The 17608-nt window shown below is 67.9% G+C and carries 15 protein-coding genes; all 15 read right to left on the bottom strand.

What is annotated here, in order from left to right:
* Window positions 1–74: 74 nt before the first annotated feature.
* The 15 genes from aroB to IG171_RS05985 all read right to left on the bottom strand — a co-directional run bounded on the left by aroB (window position 75) and on the right by IG171_RS05985 (window position 17527).
* The gene (gene aroB, locus IG171_RS06055; protein ID WP_212131560.1) at window positions 75–1190 is read right to left on the bottom strand and encodes a 3-dehydroquinate synthase; all 1116 of its coding nucleotides are present in this window, start codon (window positions 1188–1190) and stop codon (window positions 75–77) included.
* Between the two features lie 96 nt (window positions 1191–1286).
* On the bottom strand, window positions 1287–1925 hold the full coding sequence (locus IG171_RS06050) for a shikimate kinase (RefSeq protein WP_212130591.1): 639 nt from the start codon (window positions 1923–1925) through the stop codon (window positions 1287–1289).
* The gene (gene aroC, locus IG171_RS06045; protein WP_212130589.1) at window positions 1922–3121 is read right to left on the bottom strand and encodes a chorismate synthase; all 1200 of its coding nucleotides are present in this window, start codon (window positions 3119–3121) and stop codon (window positions 1922–1924) included. Before aroC ends, IG171_RS06050 begins: the two co-directional genes overlap by 4 nt.
* Before the next feature lie 10 nt (window positions 3122–3131).
* Entirely contained in the window at window positions 3132–3914 is a 783-nt protein-coding gene (locus IG171_RS06040) for a hypothetical protein (RefSeq protein WP_212130587.1), read from the bottom strand.
* A gap of 13 nt (window positions 3915–3927) precedes the next feature.
* On the bottom strand, window positions 3928–4815 hold the full coding sequence (locus tag IG171_RS06035; RefSeq protein ID WP_212130586.1) for a shikimate dehydrogenase: 888 nt from the start codon (window positions 4813–4815) through the stop codon (window positions 3928–3930).
* On the bottom strand, window positions 4812–5954 hold the full coding sequence (gene mltG / locus IG171_RS06030) for an endolytic transglycosylase MltG (protein ID WP_212130584.1): 1143 nt from the start codon (window positions 5952–5954) through the stop codon (window positions 4812–4814). The genes IG171_RS06035 and mltG overlap by 4 nt, the downstream gene beginning before the upstream one ends.
* Window positions 5951–6427, bottom strand: coding sequence for a Holliday junction resolvase RuvX (gene ruvX / locus IG171_RS06025; protein WP_212130583.1), 477 nt, complete (start codon window positions 6425–6427; stop codon window positions 5951–5953). The genes mltG and ruvX overlap by 4 nt, the downstream gene beginning before the upstream one ends.
* Window positions 6424–9078, bottom strand: a complete 2655-nt coding sequence (gene alaS / locus IG171_RS06020) for an alanine--tRNA ligase (protein WP_212130582.1) — start codon at window positions 9076–9078, stop codon at window positions 6424–6426. Before alaS ends, ruvX begins: the two co-directional genes overlap by 4 nt.
* 433 nt (window positions 9079–9511) lie before the next feature.
* Complete coding sequence (gene rpsD / locus IG171_RS06015; protein WP_212130581.1) at window positions 9512–10111, bottom strand: 30S ribosomal protein S4; 600 nt, start codon at window positions 10109–10111, stop codon at window positions 9512–9514.
* Between the two features lie 321 nt (window positions 10112–10432).
* Window positions 10433–10741, bottom strand: coding sequence for an NAD-binding protein (locus IG171_RS06010; RefSeq protein WP_249204312.1), 309 nt, complete (start codon window positions 10739–10741; stop codon window positions 10433–10435).
* Between the two features lie 59 nt (window positions 10742–10800).
* On the bottom strand, window positions 10801–12009 hold the full coding sequence (locus tag IG171_RS06005; protein WP_212130580.1) for a cation:proton antiporter: 1209 nt from the start codon (window positions 12007–12009) through the stop codon (window positions 10801–10803).
* A 112-nt stretch (window positions 12010–12121) separates the two neighbouring features.
* Window positions 12122–13603 (bottom strand): replication-associated recombination protein A, encoded by a 1482-nt coding sequence (locus IG171_RS06000; RefSeq protein WP_212130579.1) that lies wholly within the window; start codon window positions 13601–13603, stop codon window positions 12122–12124.
* The gene (gene aspS / locus IG171_RS05995) at window positions 13603–15387 is read right to left on the bottom strand and encodes an aspartate--tRNA ligase (protein ID WP_212130578.1); all 1785 of its coding nucleotides are present in this window, start codon (window positions 15385–15387) and stop codon (window positions 13603–13605) included. The genes IG171_RS06000 and aspS overlap by 1 nt, the downstream gene beginning before the upstream one ends.
* 59 nt (window positions 15388–15446) lie before the next feature.
* Window positions 15447–16781 carry a histidine--tRNA ligase gene (hisS, locus tag IG171_RS05990; protein ID WP_212130577.1) on the bottom strand — a complete coding sequence of 445 codons (1335 nt, stop codon included), beginning with the start codon at window positions 16779–16781 and terminating at the stop codon, window positions 15447–15449.
* Window positions 16782–16882: 101 nt separating this feature from the next.
* Window positions 16883–17527 (bottom strand): MBL fold metallo-hydrolase, encoded by a 645-nt coding sequence (locus tag IG171_RS05985; protein ID WP_212130576.1) that lies wholly within the window; start codon window positions 17525–17527, stop codon window positions 16883–16885.
* Window positions 17528–17608 lie beyond the last annotated feature (81 nt).

The raw sequence follows: 17608 nt of genomic DNA, 5'->3' as shown, positions 1-17608 counted from the left end.
GGTGGGCACACGGGAGCGCCACTGGGCAATTCTAACAAGCCCGGACCTCTGCTTCCATCCGAGCGGGCACCGGCTCAGCCGAGCTCGGTGGGCAGAGCCACCGTCGGTGAGGTCTCGCCGACCTCCTGATAGGCGGTGTGCAGGATCGAGGCATCGGGGATCTCGACGGTGCTCGGCTGACCGATATCGGTCAGCAGCACCATCCGCAGCATCGACCCGCGGGCCTTCTTGTCCCGCTTCATCGTCTCCAGCAGCTGCGGCCACACATCCGACCGGTAGCCGGTGGGCAGGCCGAGCTTGCCGAGCAGCCGACGGTGCAGGTCGACGGTCTCCTCGGGCAGGTTCTTGACCATGGCGGCCACCTCGGCGGCGAAGACCATGCCCACGGACACGGCGGCACCGTGGCGCCACTGGTAGCGCTCCTTGTGCTCGATCGCGTGGGCCAGCGTGTGCCCGTAGTTGAGGACCTCGCGGCGGCCGGATTCCTCGAAGTCCTCGGACACGACTTCGGCCTTGACTCGGATGGAGCGTTCGATGAGTTCTCTGAGCACGGGGCCGTCGACGGCGCCGATCTCGTCCTTCGTATGGGCGGCGACGAGATCGAGAATGGCGGAATCGGCGATGAAACCGGTCTTGACGACCTCGGCGAGGCCGGTGAAGAGTTCGTGCTCCGGCAGGGTGCCCAGCGTGTCGAGGTCGACGAGGACCCCGGCCGGGGCGTGGAAGGACCCGACGAGGTTCTTGCCTTCGGCGGTGTTGATGCCGGTCTTGCCGCCGACGGCGGCATCGACCATACCCAGGACGGTGGTGGGGATGTGGACGACCCTGATCCCGCGCAGCCAGGTGGCGGCGACGAAGCCGCCGAGGTCGCTCACGGCTCCCCCGCCGACGGTCACGATGGCATCGGTGCGGGTGAAGTCGGACTGTCCGAGCACCTGCCAGCAGAAGGCCGCGACCTGGACGTGCTTGGCCTCCTCCGCGTCGGGGATCTCAGCGGCCACGGCGTCGAGCCCGGCTGCCGAGAGGTCGTCCCGGACAGTCTCACCGGTCGTGCGCAGGGCGCGGGGGTGGATGACGAGCACCTTCTCGACGCGGTTGCCCAGCAGTGCGGGCAGTTCGCCCAGCAGTCCGTGCCCGACGAGGACCGGGTAGGTCCCTCCGGCGTCGACATTGATGCGTGTGAAGCTCATTCGTCCGTCTTCCTGATCGTTCGTAGTCTCATCGGCCACCCTAGTCCTGTGGGGTCCGCGGTCGCCACACGCCCATGCTCGGTGGACCGGCCGGTCTCACCGCCCACGCTCGGTGCCGCCCTCATCGAGGTGGGCGTACTTCGCGTACTCCTCGGCCCTCTGCAGACCGGTGAGGACGTCGACGACGCGGTTGACCACCGTCGACGGCGGAGAGTTCGAGGCCTGCACGCGGAAGGTCGCGACCTGTTCGTACAGGGGTTCGCGCTCGGCGACGAGCGCCTGCCAGTTCTCCACCGCGGTGCCGGCCCCGCGCAGCAGCGGCCGGTGCGGAGCGTTGATCCGCTGCCTGACGGTCTCGACGTCGATGTCGATGTGCACGACCTTGATCGCCGGGTGCTTGAGCTGGGCTCGGGTGCCGGGATTGAGGATCGCTCCCCCGCCCAGGGACACGATCCCCGGTCGGTCGAGCAGGCGCCGCAGCGCCTTGCGCACGACTTCGCGTTCGATGCGTCGGAAATAGTCCTCACCGCGTTCGACGAAGATCTCCGCGATCACACCGTACTGTTCGACGATGGTGGCATCGGTGTCGATCAGCGGCACCCCGAGGCGGTCGGCCAGCAGCCGCCCGATCGTGGACTTCCCGGCCGCGGGCGGGCCGGAGAGCACGATGCGCGAGAGCGCGGCGGGGACCGGTTCCAGCGGCGGAACCGGTTTCGGGATCGGGGTCTGGTTCATGGTCCGATGCGGAGGTTCTCCGGAACGGCCGCGACATAGGCGTCCAGGTTCCGTTTCGTCTCGGCCACGGAATCGCCGCCGAACTTCTCGACCACGGCTTCGGCGAGGACGAGGGAGACCATCGCCTCGGCGACGACGCCGGCGGCCGGGACCGCGCACACGTCGGAGCGCTGGTGGTTGGCCTTCGCGGCCTCCCCGGTGCTCACGTCGACGGTGGACAGGGCACGCGGGACCGTGGCGATGGGCTTCATCCCTGCCCGCACCCGCAGCGGTCCGCCGGTGGACATTCCGCCCTCGGTGCCGCCGGCGCGGTTGCTCGTGCGTCGGAATCCGTCGGGGCCGACGTCGAGTTCGTCGTGGGCCCTCGACCCGGGTCGCTTCGCGGTCTGGAAGCCGTCGCCGACCTCCACGCCCTTGATGGCCTGGATGCCCATGAGGGCTCCGGCCAGCCGGGAGTCGAGTCGGCGGTCCCAGTGCACATGGGAGCCGAGTCCCGACGGCAGGCCGTAGGCGAGGACCTCGACGACTCCGCCGAGGGTGTCCCCGGCCTTCTTCGCCGTGTCGATCTCGGCGACCATCGCGGCCGAGAGCTCGGCGTCGAAGCAGCGGACGGGGTCGGCGTCGAGGTCTGCCACATCGGCTGCGCTCGGCAGCGGGTGTTCGGCCTCGCGGTCCTGTTCGGCTGTGCCGATGGCCACTGTGTGGGAGACCAGACCGATGCCGAGCTGGCCGAGGAACTTCGCGGCCACGGTTCCCAAGGCCACCCGCATCGCGGTTTCGCGGGCCGAGGCGCGTTCGAGCACCGGGCGGGCCTCGTCGAAGTCGTACTTCTGCATGCCGACGATATCGGCATGTCCCGGGCGGGGCCGGGTCAGCGGGGCATTGCGGGCCAGACCTTCGAGTTCGGCCTCGTCGACCGGGTCCGGGCTCATGACCGATTCCCATTTGGGCCATTCGGTGTTGCCCACCTCGATGGCCACGGGTGAGCCCAGGGTCCGGCCGTGGCGGACTCCGCCGAGGAGCCTCACCTCGTCGGCTTCGAACTTCATTCGTGCTCCTCGGCCGTAGCCGAGCCGGCGGCGAGCCAGGCTCGCTCGAATGTCGTCCCTGGTGATCGGTACATGGGCTGGAAGCCCCTCAATGATCCCGGTCAGCGCCTCGCCGTGGGATTCGCCTGCAGTCAGCCATCTCAACATTCCACCGATTCTACAAAACGAATCGGGCGAGCACGGACCCCAGCCACATTCCGGATAGCATCGCGGGTCCGAAGGCGATGTTCACCCCGTGCAGGCGGCGGGCCCGGACCGCGCCGATGAGCGCCCACACCCCGGCGATGACCATCATCACCACGAGCACGACGGCCGCAGCCCAGGGGTGGTAGAGAGCGGATGTGGAGAAGACGATGAAGGCGAGCTTGACGTCGCCGAGGCCCATCGTGCGTGCTCCCAAAACGCGGCCGAGAAGGTGGATCGCGGCGAAGGCCAGTGTGGCAACGGTGCCGATGATCAGGGCTGATGACCATACGAGTGAGGAGCCGAGGAACGAGGCGAGTGCGGCCGCGGCGAAGCAGATCCCGATGAGCGGATAGACGAGACGGTCCGGCAGCCGGTGGACGAGCACGTCGACGCGGATGAGGAAGGGCGTGACGCCGGCGACCGAACCGAGGATGAGCGCCGCGGCGAGGTGGTCGACGGACTCGCTGACCGCCGGTACGGCACCGACCGCGGCCGACTGGTAGGCGGCCTCCGCCCGGCCCGCTGCCCCGCTGAGCACGGTGTCGACGGGCAGGAACCATGCGGCGACGGCGGCGATGACGATCCCGGTGACGACGGTGCGGACCCGCGCGGCCGCCCCTGCTCGTTCGAACACGGCCGTCTGCGCGGAATCGGCGATCCAGGCCCCGGCCGTGCGGGAGACGACGAGTCCGGTGGCCAGGGCGATGAGGACCGTGAGGCCGATGATCATCCCGTGCAGCACTCCGGTCTCCACTGCGTGATTCCGTTCAGTCCTGGGACGACGGGCCCGGGTGTTCGAGTGCGGCGTACATGGCCGCCGCGATCCGCTCCCGCAGCTCGGCTCCCTCGAGGCCGACCGGTGCCCGGGCGGCGCTGAGGAACATCTCGGATTGGGCCACGGCCTGTTCGACGAGCATCGCCGTTCCGTCGACCGGATGCAGTCCGTGCGCGGCGGCAGCGGCCAGAAACGCCGAGTCCTGGGCGTAGGCGACGTCGAGGGCGACCCCGCCGGCGGTGAAGGGCCGGTCCCAGCGGGGTGCCACTCCCGCCTCGGCGGGCAGGGTGGAGATGACGATCGCCGACTCGCGAATCCGATCGAGTCCCGCGACCGAGGCGGTGATGCCGATCCGCTCGGCCAGGTCGAGGACGCGGCGGGCGCGCTCGGGATTGCGGACGAGGAAGTCGACGTGTTCGATGCCCAGGTCCCGGCAGGCCACGAGCGCCGAGGCGGCCGTGGCTCCGGCGCCGAGGATCGTCGCGTGCGCATCTGCCGGGCCGGAGCCCTCCGCTGCCGTGCCGGCGGGAAGGTGCGGGGCGATCGCGCGCACGATCCCGCGCACATCCGTGTTCGCCACCTGCACCTGCTGTCCCGTGCGCACGAGCGTGTTCGCGGCACCGGTGAGTTCGGCGGTGTCCTCGAGCATCCACCCGCGTTCGCCGGCCAGGGCGACCAGACGGTCCTTGAGCGGCATGGTCAATGAGAAGCCGGTGTGTTGGGGATGGGCGTCGAGGAAGGCGGCGAGCTCATCGGCGCCGAGGTCGAACCGGCAGTACCGGCTCGAGTCCATCTGCAGGGCCGCGAAGGCCGAACGGTGCAGAAGCGGCGACAGGGAGTGGGCGATCGGGCGTCCGAGCACCGCGGCGAGGACCCTCATTCCTCGTCACTGTCCTCGCTGTGCTCCTTGAGCCACTTGCGGTAGATCTCGACGTTCTTCTTGTGCTCGTCGTAGGTGTCGGCGAACTTCGTCTCCCCCGTGTCCGGGTTCGTGGCCACGAAGAACTGCCAGTCGCCCTCGGTCGGGTCGAGTGCGGCCTTCACCGCACCCGCGCTCGGGGCGTTGATCGGTCCGGGAGGCAGTCCCTTCTTCTTGTATGTGTTGTACGGAGAGTCCGACTGCCGCTCCTTCTTCGTCGTCGTCAGATCCGAGCGAGCACCGTGGATGTAGGCCACGGTGGCGTCGGACTGCAGCAGTCCCCCGGTCCGCGAATCATCGGAGATGCGGTTGAGGAAGACGCGAGCGACCTTCTTGCGCACGTCCTCGTCGCCCGGGGACTCCTTCTCCACGAGGCTGGCGAGGGTGAGCACGCGGTTGGCGTCCTCATCGTCGATGCCCAACTCGTCGAGTTCGTTCTCGGTCCGCTCGACCATCTCCTGGACGATGTCCTCGGCGGTCTTCGACTTCTTGAGGTCGTAGGTCGCCGGGTAGAGGAACCCCTCGAGGCTCGGCGAATCGATGTCGAGTCCGTAGTCCTTCGGCGTCTTGTCGTCGATGGCCTTGTCGACCTGGTCGGCGCTCATCCCCGATTCGATCATGATCGATTTGATCTCTTCGACCTGTTTGCCCTCGGCGACGGTGATCTTCGGCGGCGCGATGGGGTCGATGAGCGCTTCGACCGCGGCCTCCGAACTCATCTTCTTCCGCATCGTCCAGGTGCCCGCCTGAATGGTCGCATCGCGGCGTTCGACTTCGTCGAGGAAGGGTTCGGAGTTCATGATCACGCCCTCCTCGACCAGCTGGTTGGCCACGGTTCGCGCCGAGGACCCCGGCGCGATCTCGATCGACACCTCTTCGGTGCCCTGCCCCTCGTAGTCGCCCTTGGGCCCGAAGAGGTCGTCGAACACTCCCCCGGCGGCCCTGAGTCCGAAGAAGCCCCCGAAGCCGAAGACGAGGACGCAGATGACCACGATCGTCGTCGTCCGTCGTCTGCGCAGCATCCGACGCCGCTTCTTCGCGCGGATCTCCGATCGCGTCAGGCCTTCGTCTGCCGAGAACTCGCCTGGGAACGGGCTCATTGCTCACTCTCCTCGTCGGGCATCTCACGTCCGGCGGGGGCACCGGTGTTGTGTTCGAACTCGAGGGCGTTCTGCAGGATGATCACGGCCGCCTGGGCATCGACGATCTCTCGCCGCTGACGCGAGGACTTCCCGGCCGCGGCCAGGGAGTGGTGGGCTTCGACGGTCGTGAACCGTTCGTCGACCAGCCGGATCGGGGTTCCGGTGGCCGCGCCGATCCGGCGAGCGAATTCCAGTGCCGCCGTGGCCGCGGCGCGCGCGGCCCCGTCGAGGGACTTCGGGTCCCCCACGAGCAGTTCGATCGGCTCGTACTCTGCGACGATCTCGCGCAGCTGCTTCAGCGCCGCCGGTTCGTCCTTGCGTCGGACCACGGTCAGCGGAGTGGCCAGGATGCCGTCGGGGTCGCTGGCCGCGACCCCGATCCGCACCGAGCCGATGTCGAGGCCCAGGCGACGGCCTCGGCGGAAACTCACTGGATGGCCGCCTTGACGGCCGCGATGGCGGCCGGGATCGCTGCGGGGTCGCTGCCGCCGCCCTGGGCGAGGTCGGGCTTGCCGCCGCCTCCGCCGCCCAGCTCGCCGCAGGCCAGGGACACGAGCCGACCGGCCTGGAGTCCGGCGGTGCGGGCCGCCTCGGTGGTGGCGATGACGACGACGGGTTTGCCGTTGCTGACCCCGAGTCCGAGGACCACGGCCTGACGATCGTTGACCCGTGCGCGCAGGTCCGTGACGACCGTGCGGACGTCTCCGCCGGCAGCGACCTCTCCGAGTTCGGCGACGACGAACAGCGTCGCACCCACGGTCTCGGCGGTGTCGAGGAACTTCCCCGCCGAGGCGAGCAGCTGCTGGGAGTTGAGCCGGGAGATCTCTTTCTCCGCGTCCTTGAGACGGCTCATCAGCTCCGACACGCGGGACGTCACATCGGGACCGGGGACCTTGAGCATCTCCGACAGCGAGGACACGATGGTGCGTTCGGCGGCCAGGGAGCGGAAGGCGTCCATCCCCACGGCGGCTTCGATGCGGCGCACACCCGAGCCGACCGAGGCCTCGGAGAGCACGGAGATAGGTCCGACCTCGGCCGAGGCTCCGACGTGGGTGCCGCCGCACAGTTCGCGGGAGAAGGGCCCGCCGATGTCGACGACGCGCACGATGTTCGGGTACTTCTCGCCGAACAGCGCTATGGCTCCGGATTTCCGGGCCTCGTCGAAGGGCAGGTATTCGGTGCCGACCTCGTAGTTCGAGCGCACCGCGAGGTTCGCGACCTCTTCGATCTCGGCGCGCATCTGCGTGCTCGGGGCCTCGGGGAACGAGTAGTCGAAGCGCATGTATCCGGGCTGGTTGAGCGAACCGGCCTGCACGGCGTGGCTGCCGAGGATCTCACGCAGCGCCGCATGGACGAGGTGGGTGGCCGTGTGGGCCTGGGCGCCCTGGAAGCGGTGGTCGTGGTCGACGGCGGCCAGCACCTCGTCGCCGACGTGGATCTCACCGTCGATGACCTCCACGCGGTGAGCGGGCAGCCCCTTGACCGGGTTCTGCACGTCGGTGACACGGGCGGTGAAGCCGTGACCGGAGATCAGTCCGACATCGGCTCTCTGCCCGCCGGATTCCGCGTAGAAGGGAGTGAGGTCGAGGACCACATCGGCGCTCTGACCGGTCGTGAGCACTTCGGTGGCGACCCCGTCGGAGACGATGCCGCGGATGCGGGAATCGGATTCGAGCCGGTCGTAGCCGACGAATTCGCTGGCGCCCTCATCGAGCAGAGCGGAGTACGCGGACAGGTCGGCATGGGCCCCGCCCTTCTTCGCCTTCGCATCGGCCTTCGCCCGTCTGCGCTGCTGGTCCATGAGTTCGCGGAAGCCGGCCTCGTCGACGTTCAGGCCCGCCTCGGCGGCCATCTCGAGGGTCAGGTCGATGGGGAAACCGTGCGTGTCGTGGAGGGCGAAGGCGATGTCGCCGCTGATGGTCTTCTCGGATCCGGACAGGGAATCGGCCGCATTCGCGAACAGCTGCGTGCCGGATTCGAGGGTGCGCAGGAACGCCTTCTCCTCCGCATAGGCCACGCGCGAGATCCGGTCGAACTCCGTTTCGAGTTCGGGATACGACAGCTTCATCGCCTCCATGGACACCGGCAGCAGCTCGGGCAGGACCTCGTCCTTGACCCCGAGCAGGCGCATCGCGCGCACGGAGCGGCGGAGCAGGCGGCGGAGGATGTAGCCGCGGCCTTCGTTGCCGGGCCGGACACCGTCGCCGATGATGATCAGCGCAGAGCGGACGTGGTCGGCGACGACGCGCATCTGCACATCGGCGTCCTCGTCGGCACCGTAGGCGCGCCCGGACAGTCGGCTGGCGGCCTCGATGACGGGGAACACCTCGTCGATCTCGTACATGTTCTCCACGCCCTGGAGCAGGAAGGCCACACGTTCGAGTCCCATGCCGGTGTCGATGTTCTTCGCCGGTAGCTCTCCGGCGATGTCGAAGTCGACCTTCGAGCGGACGTCGCTGAGCTCGAACTCCATGAACACGAGGTTCCAGATCTCGATGTAGCGGTTCTCGTCGGCGACCGGTCCGCCGTCGACTCCGTAGTCGGGTCCGCGGTCGTAGTAGATCTCCGAGCAGTAGCCGCCGGGGCCGGGCTGGCCGGTGTGCCAGAAGTTGTCCTCGCTGTCACGCAGCTGGATCCGATGCCGTGGGATCGAGGTCTCTGCCAGCCACAGATCGATCGTCTCGGCATCGTCCTCGTGCACGGTCGCCCACAGCAGTTCGGGGTCGAAGCCGAACCCGCCTTCGGCGACAGGGTTGGTCAGCAGCCCCCAGGCGAAGCGGATGGCCTCGCGTTTGAAGTAGTCGCCGAAGGAGAAGTTGCCATTCATCTGGAAGAAGGTGCCGTGACGCGTGGTCTTGCCGACCTCTTCGATATCGGCGGTACGCACGCACTTCTGGACACTGGTGGCGCGGTTGAACGGAGCGGGTTCACGACCGGTGAGGTACGGAATGAACTGCACCATTCCGGCGATGTTGAACAGGATGGACGGATCGGAGCTGATCACCGACGCCGAGGGGACCACGGTGTGCCCGTTCGCTTCGAAGTAGTCCAACCAGCGCTGTTTGATCTCTGCCGTCTTCAATCCAAGACCTTTCACGAATCGTCCGTGCGTACCCGCACTCACTCATGCGTACCCGCACTTACCAGGGACTAGTTTAATGGCTCAGCCGCAATATGCGAGGCGCGGCGGCGCGCCGTCACCGCCCCGGCGCGAGGTCGTGCTCCGGGCCGGAGCCGATCCGCCGCGCCCGACCCGCCGTCACCGGTGGTCCGGCTCCGCCCCGGCCCCGTTTCGGACACCGGCTTCCCCCTCTCGTTCAAGGCGCAGCGCGTCTGTCGACCCGTGGGCCATTCGATATTCGCGCTCCGTCTTGATCGAGGCCGCGTCCGGTCCGCGCGGCGGCTGCGTTCGCGCGGAACTGCTGTGAATCAGCGACTGCCCGGAACCGAAGGTCCCGGGCAGTCGTGATATCGCGTCGCGGTTCGCTCAGGCGATCAGCCTGAGCTGGAGGCGATCAGCGCGAGTAGAACTCGACGACGAGCTGAACGTCACAAGTGACCGGCACCTCTTCGCGCTTCGGGGCACGCAGCAGGGTGGCCTGCAGGCCCTCGAGGTTCACATTGAGGTAGCCCGGCACTGCCGGCAGAACGTCCTTGTGGCCACCGGCGGCGGCGACCTGGAACGGATCCATCGATGCCGAACGCTCGTGCACCTGAATCGTCTGTCCTTCCTTCACGCGGAAGGAGGGGCGGTCCACGCGCTGTCCGTCGACCGTGATGTGACGGTGGACGACGAACTGACGGGCCTGTGCCATGGTGCGGGCGAAGCCGGCACGCAGCACGAGGGCGTCGAGACGCGATTCGAGGAGCTCGACCATGGTCTCACCGGTCAGACCGGGAAGACGGCTGGCTTCCTTGTAGATCTTGAGCATCTGAGCCTCACGGATGCCGTACTGCGCGCGCAGACGCTGCTTCTCCTTGAGGCGGACCGAGTAGTCGCTGTCGTTGCGACGGCGGGCGCGTCCGTGCTCACCTGGAGGATACGGGCGACGCTCGAAGTACTTCTCGGCCTTGGGTGTCAGAGCAATGCCGAGGGCGCGCGAGACGCGCGTCATCCGGCGATTACGTGCTGGTGCTGGCACTGTATTACCTTTCATCACTGTGATTCGTCACGACCGGCCACACGGTTCTCGCCCTGATCGCGACAGTTGTTTCCCCGGGTGGGAAAGAGGGATTGAGCGTCGAGATCCGCTCGCACCGACCGCCTTTAGACTGCAGGCACAACAGCAGTCGATTCTAGCGGGTGCACGGCGCCCACCGCAAAGCCGATCAGTGCGGGCGCGACTGTGATCTTCCCGACGCCTCGGCCCACCGCCGGCCGCTCGGTCCTGGTCACCGCCGTCGGTGTCCCGTGGCCGCCGCCCGTTCTGGCCCGGTCACCGGTCATGGCTCTCGATCGCGGCATCGGCCACGGCCGCTCCGGAGCCGCTGTAGATGTTGATCACCGCGTGCACTCCGACCCGAGCGAAGTGGTCGGCCTGATCGGGGCGTTGGACCACCGCGGCGATGGTGCCGGGGAACCCGGCGATGCGCAGCTGCTCGAGGGCGAAAGTGTTCGAGTCGTGCAGCGCCATGTCCAGCACCACGGTGTGGGCGGTGCCGCCGACGACGAGCCGGTGCCAGAACTCATGGTCGGTGGCGTCGCCTTCGAGCACGGTGAACCCATCGCGGCGCAGCGATCCGATGACGTTGAGGTCGTTGTCGATGCCGATGACGCTGCTGCCGCCGCGATCGACGAACCGTTCTAGGCACCGCGGCCGATCCGGCCCATGCCGAGCACGACGACCTCTGCCTCGCCGGTGTCCAGCGGTCGGTCCTTCGTCCGCAGACGCGCCTCGTTCTCATCCGGCAGAACGGCGTCCAGCTTCGCCACGATCTGCAGACTGTAGGCGTTGGCCAGTGAGGAGATGATCATGCCCAGTGCCACCGCCAGAGCGGTGATGGTCAGCCAGTCGTCTTCGAACAGGCCGTTGTCGATGCCGACGGCGACGACGATGAGCGCGAATTCGGAGAAGTTGCTCAGCGCCAGACTGCTGCGCACGCTCGTGCGGTTGCGCAGGCCGAAGAGCCGGCCCATGAGGTAGAAGCTCACGAAGTTGAATGGCAGCAGGATCGCGCACAGGGTCAGGGCCATGAGCAGATCCGACCACGTCGGAACCGCCTGCAGGCCGATGACGACGAAGAAGCCGACGAGGAACAGCTCCTTGACGCTGAACAGCGATTTCGACATCTCGACCGCGCGCGGATGCGTGGAGAAGGCCAATCCGAGCACGAGGGCGCCAAGGTCGCCGTGGATGCCCACGGCCTCGAAGGCGACATACCCCGGCCCCAAAGCCATGACCACGCCGAAGAGCACGAGCAGTTCGCCGCGTCCGACACGGTCGAGGACCCGGGACAGCAGCCACACTCCGGGGATGAGGAGAACCAGGGCCAGGGCCCACGGGCTCGGCGGCTCCTCTCCGGCGATCGTGATGAAGGCGACGGCCGCGAGATCCTGGAGGACGAGGATCGCAATCGCGATCTGACCGTAGTAGGACCCGTCGTCCGAGCGGTCCTCGAGGACTTTGACCACGAGGACGGTGGACGAGAACGACAGTGCGAAGCCCAATAGGGCCAGCGTGCCCAGGCCGCCGGTGACGCTGACGATGCCGATCGCAGCGGCCAGACCGATCGTGCCGGCGCCGAGGGCGACGACCGTGATCATGTGCAGCGCCGCAGTGCCGTGGGCCTCGGGTTGGAGCAGGGAGCGGAGATCGAACTTCAGCCCGATGGTGAACAGCAGCAGCACGACGCCCAGGTCAGAGACCTCCTGGAGGCCGTCGAAAGCGGTGAATCCGACGAGGTGGAGGCAGAATCCGGCTGGCAGAAATCCGACGAGGGGCGGGATGCGGACTTCATGGGCGAGGAACCCGAACGCCAGGGCGGCAGCGATGGTGATGACGATGTCTGCCATGCCGTCCTCCTCGCTCGGCCGCGTCCGGGCCGGTCCCGGGCCGGCGCCTCGTCTGTGTCAAAACTACTCCGTCGCGGGCCGCGATGACAGCACATCCCGGGCGGCAGCGTGTTCAGGGTCGCAGGAGGCGGTGGAGGTTCTCCAGCCGTTCGGCCATCGTCCGCTCCATGCCGTTCGTGCTCGGGGTGTAGTAGCGCTTGCCCCGCAGCGTCTCGGGCAGATACTCCTGATCGGCCACCCCGTGCGGGTAGTCGTGGGAGTACTTGTAGCCCTGCCCGTGGCCGAGTTCCTTGGCGCCGGGATAGTGGGCGTCGCGCAGATGGGTCGGCACCTGCCCGGCCAGCCCGTTCTTGACATCGGCGATGGCGGCATCGAGTGCCCGGTAGCTGGCGTTCGACTTCGGTGCCAGGGCCAGATAGGTGACCGCCTCGGCCAGCGGGATCCGCCCTTCGGGCATGCCGATGTTCTGCACGGCAGTGGAGGCGGCGACCGCGATGGGCAACGCCTGCGGGTCGGCCATGCCGATGTCCTCGGCCGCGGAGATGACGATGCGGCGGGCGATGAACCGCGGGTCCTCACCGGCGACGATCATCCGCGCCAGATAGTGCAGGGCCGCGTCGACGTCGGAGCCGCGGATGGATTTGATGAAGGCCGAGACGACGTCGTAGTGCTGGTCACCGTTCCGGTCGTAGCGCAGCACGGTTTCGCTGCTCGCCTCGGAGCAGGCCTCGGCGGTGATGAGGATCGTCCGGTCCTCCTCGGCCTCGTCCTCGCCCGCCGAGGCGGCCTGCCCCTCCCCGTCCGCCGAGGCGACCCTTCCGTCCTCGTCTGCCGTCCCGGTCGCGGCTTGGGCCGCGGCGATGCCGGCGGCGGCTTCGAGCACGGTCAGGGACCGGCGCGCATCGGCTCCGGCGATGCGGACGATGAAGTCCCGGGCATCGTCGGCGAGGACGAACTGCCCGGCCAGTCCGCGTTCGGATTCCATCGCCCGGTCGAGCAGCCTGCCCACCGCCGCATCGTCGAGCGGACGCAGGGTGAGCATGAGCGAGCGCGACAGCAGCGGGGAGATGACGGAGAACGAAGGGTTCTCCGTCGTCGCGGCCACGAGCACGACCAGGCGGTTCTCTACCGCCGGCAGCAGGGCGTCCTGCTGGGCCTTGGAGAAGCGGTGGATCTCATCGAGGAAGAGCACCGTCGTCCGACCGTACATCTCCCGCTCCCGGCGGGCGTTCTCGATCACCTGGCGGACGTCTTTGACCCCTGCGGTGATCGCGGAGAGTTCGACGAAGGTGCGTCCGGGAGCATGCGAGATCACATGCGCCAAGGTCGTCTTCCCGACCCCGGGCGGGCCCCACAGGATCACCGAGGAGGCGCCGGCGCGGTCTCCCCCGCTGGCCTCGACGAGCTGGCTCAGCGGAGATCCGGGGAAGGTCAGATGCTCCTGTCCGACCACCTCGGTCAGCGTGCGGGGACGCATCCGCACGGCCAGGGGGTCGAGCGCCCGGCCGGAGGAGCCGCCGGAGGAACCGGTGAAGCCCGGACCAGACGATTGCTGGTCCGGGCCGTCGGAGAACAGATTCGGTTCCTGGCTCATCAGGCCTCGGCGTGGTCGTCTTCCGGTTCGAAGTCGACGCCGGCCTCGGCCCGCTGGGCCTCGGTGATCGGGGCCGGGGCCTGGGTCAGCGGATCGAAGCCGCCGCCGGACTTCGGGAAGGCGATGACTTCGCGGATCGAGTTGACACCGGCGAGCAGGGACACGATGCGGTCCCAGCCGAAGGCGATGCCGCCGTGCGGGGGCGCGCCGAACTTGAAGGCCTCGAGCAGGAAGCCGAACTTCTCCGTCGCCTCCTCTTCGGTGATGCCCATGATCTTGAACACACGCTCCTGGACGTCCCGGCGGTGGATGCGGATCGAACCGCCGCCGATCTCGTTTCCGTTGCACACGATGTCGTAGGCATAGGCCAGGGCCGAACCGGGATCGGATTCGAGCGTGTCGAGGAACTCGGGCTTGGGCGCGGTGAACGCGTGGTGGACGGCCGTCCAGGCGCCCTCACCCACGGCGACGTCACCGGCGGCCTCCGCATCGGCGGCCGATTCGAACAGGGGCGCGTCGACGACCCAGACGAACGCCCAGTCGCCGTCCTTGATCAGTCCGGTGCGTTCGGCGATCTCGTTGCGGGCGGCGCCGAGGAGGGCGCGGGAGTCGTTCGCTTCGCCGGCGGCGAAGAAGATCGCATCACCGGGGTTCGCTCCGGCGGCGGCGACGAGACCGCCCTTCTCCTGCTCCGAGATGTTCTTGGCCACGGGCCCGGACAGGGTTCCGTCCTCGCCCACGAGCACATAGGCCAGGCCCTTGGCGCCGCGCTGTTTGGCCCAGTCCTGCCAGCCGTCGAGCTGACGACGCGGCAGCGATCCGCCGCCGGGGTAGACCACGGAGCCGACGTAGGGTGACTGGAAGACGCGGAACGGGGTGTCGGCGAAGAATTCGGTGAGGTTGTGCAGCTCGAGTCCGAAGCGCAGGTCCGGCTTGTCCGTCCCGTATCTCTCCATGGCCTCGTGGTAGGTGATGTGCGGGATCGGAGTCGTGATCTCATGCCCGATCAGCTTCCACAGCGCGGTGAGGATCTCCTCGGCCAAGGCGATGATGTCCTCCTGCTCGACGAACGAGGCCTCGATGTCGAGCTGGGTGAATTCGGGCTGGCGGTCGGCGCGGAAGTCCTCGTCACGGTAGCAGCGAGCGATCTGGTAGTAGCGTTCCATGCCCGCGACCTGGAGCAGCTGTTTGAACAGCTGCGGGGACTGGGGCAGGGCGTACCAGGAGCCGGGCTTGAGCCGGGCCGGGACGAGGAAGTCGCGGGCGCCTTCAGGAGTCGACTTCGTCAGGGTCGGGGTCTCGACCTCTGAGAAGTCGTGGGCATCGAGGACCGACCGTGCGGCCTTGTTGACCTCCGAGCGCAGACGCATCGTCTTCGCCGGGCCCGAACGGCGCAGGTCGAGGTAACGGTAGCGCAGACGGGTCTCCTCGCCCACGGCGCCGGAGTCCTCGGCATGGTCGGAGACCTGGAACGGCAGGGCCGACGCCTCCGAGAGCACCTCGACGGAGGTGTCGATGACCTCGATCTCGCCGGTGGGCAGGTTCGGGTTCGTGTTGCCCTCGGGGCGGACGGAGACGGTGCCAGTGGCCTTGACCACGGTTTCGTTGCGCAGCTGGTGGGCATCGTCCTCACGGACGACGACCTGCACGATTCCCGAAGCGTCACGCAGATCGATGAAGGCCACACCTCCGTGATCGCGACGACGATCGACCCACCCGGCGAGGGTGACGGTTTCTCCTGCGTTCTCGGCTCGCAGGCTTCCGGCTTCGTGGCTTCGCAGCACCTAGGGCTCCTTGTTGATGTTGATGTGTCAGCGCCTGAACAATGATAGTCGCTTCTGAATCAGGCCCTGTACACGCGGGGCCAGAGGTCGTCGGCGTCCGGGGTCCACCTGGCCGGGTCGGCCGGTGCCTGCTCGCCGCTGCGGATGTCCTTGACCTCGTGACCGGCCTCACCGTCGGTGAACCATACGAAGGGGATGTCGCGGCGTTCGGCGTAGCGGATCTGCTTGCCGAACTTCGCGGCACTCGGTGAGACCTCGCAGGGGATGTCGCGGGCCCGCAGGGCCATGGCCACGGCATCGGCCTCGCCGCGCCTGGATTCCTCGGTCACGGCCACGACCACCGCCGAGGGTGTGCCGCGGGTGGCGCGGATGCCGGATTCCTCGCCGAGGATGAAGGCCATGAGTCGGGAGACGCCGATGGACATCCCCACCCCCGGATAGTTCTTCTTGCCCACGCTCACGAGCGAGTCGTAGCGACCGCCGGAGGACACCGAGCCGAGGTCCTCGTAGCCGATCAGCTGTGTCTCGTAGACGGCTCCCGTGTAGTAGTCGAGCCCGCGGGCGATCTTGAGCTGAGCGACGACGACGCCGGGGGCCCGTTCGTGGGCGGCCCGCAGCAGGGTCGTCAGCGAATCGAGGCCGTCATCGAGCAGCGGGTGCTCCACGCCGAGGGCGCGCACTTCGTCGGCGAAGTCCGGGGAGGCGGATTCGATGGCGGCGAGTCTCAGACACAGCTGCTGCTGGGTCTCATCGGCTCCGGCCTCGGCGGCCAGCAGCTTCGCGACCTCCTCGGGCCCGATCTTGTCGTACTTGTCCAGGCAGCGCAGCACCGCTTGGATGTCGGTCAGACCGATGCCGCGGGCGAAGCCTTCGAGCAGACGGCGGTCGTTGACGACGATCCTGATCCCGGGCACCCCCAGGGGTGCGAGTCGACTGAAGGCATCGGCGACGGCCAGCGGGATCTCGACTTCGAAGTGCCGTGGCAGTTCGGTGTCGGCGATGACGTCGATGTCGGCCTGGATGAATTCGCGGTAGCGGCCGGCCTGGGGTCGTTCTCCGCGCCAGACCGGCTGGACGCGGGCGGCCTTGAACGGGAAGCTGAGCTCATTGGCGTTGTCGGCGACATAGCGGGCCAGGGGCACCGTGAGGTCGAAGTGCAGACCCAGGGGGTTGCGGTCGGTGCCGTCGGAGTGGAGGCGCGAGATCGCGAAGATCTCCTTGTCGATCTCCCCGTCCTTGGCCAGGTGGGCGATCGGCTCGACAGCACGGTGGTTGAGCGCGGAGAACCCATGCAGGGCGAAGGTGTGTTCGAGGGTGTCGATGATGGCCTTCTCGATCACGCGCTCGGCCGGGAGTCGTTCCGGGAATCCGGACAGACGGGCTGACTTCGCCATGGTGCTCCTTGCTTTCGGTGCGGTTGCGGTGCTGTTTCATGCGGCCCGGCCACCGGTGTCGATGTTCGGACGCGGGTCGGTTCGGTCCCGACGACGGTGGCTCAGAGGAAAGGGTTCGCAGCCAGTTCTCGACCGACCCGTGATGCGGGACCGTGTCCAGGATAGATGGCGACGTCGGGCAGCGTGGCGAAGGCCCGCAGCGAGTCCTGCATCGCCTGGGCGTCTCCCCCGGGCAGGTCGACGCGGCCGATCGCGCCGGCGAAGACGACATCGCCGGTGAAGATGTTCTCCTCGTCTCCGTCGACGACGCGCAGCAGCATCGAGCCCTCGGTGTGGCCGGGCGCGGAGACGGCGGTGACGGTCAGTCCTGCCGTCTCGAGGCTCTGCCCGTCTGCGAGGTCGCTGACCTCGGGGGCCGTCCATCCTTCGACGAGTGGGGCGAGCATCGGTGCGAACTGGGGGCTGAGCGTCGAGGCCGGGTCCTGCAGCCGGTACCGGTCGGGTCCGCCGAGGTGGACGGGCACGTTCCAGCGGGCGAGCACATTGTTCAGCCCCAGGATGTGGTCGGGGTGACCATGGGTGAGGAAGACCGCCTGCGGGACCAGTCCGGCCTCGGCCAGCAGGCTCTCCAGCCGCGGAGCGCAGTCGTATCCGGCGTCGATGAGAATGCAGTCGCTGCGACCTTCGGCACGCACCGCGTAGCAGTTGACGTCGAGGAATTCGGCGTGGGTTGTCAACACATCCATGTGCAAAGTCTATCCACACGTTCGCTGATGGTTATGCTGGGATAACGTCTATCCCACAATCGAGTGATCGGCGGGAGTGAA

Source organism: Brevibacterium sp. SMBL_HHYL_HB1 (assembly GCF_018208375.1).
GTDB lineage: Bacteria > Actinomycetota > Actinomycetes > Actinomycetales > Brevibacteriaceae > Brevibacterium > Brevibacterium intestinavium.
The sequence above is the reverse complement of the archived record's forward strand: the minus strand, read 5'-3'. Positions and strand labels throughout refer to the sequence as shown.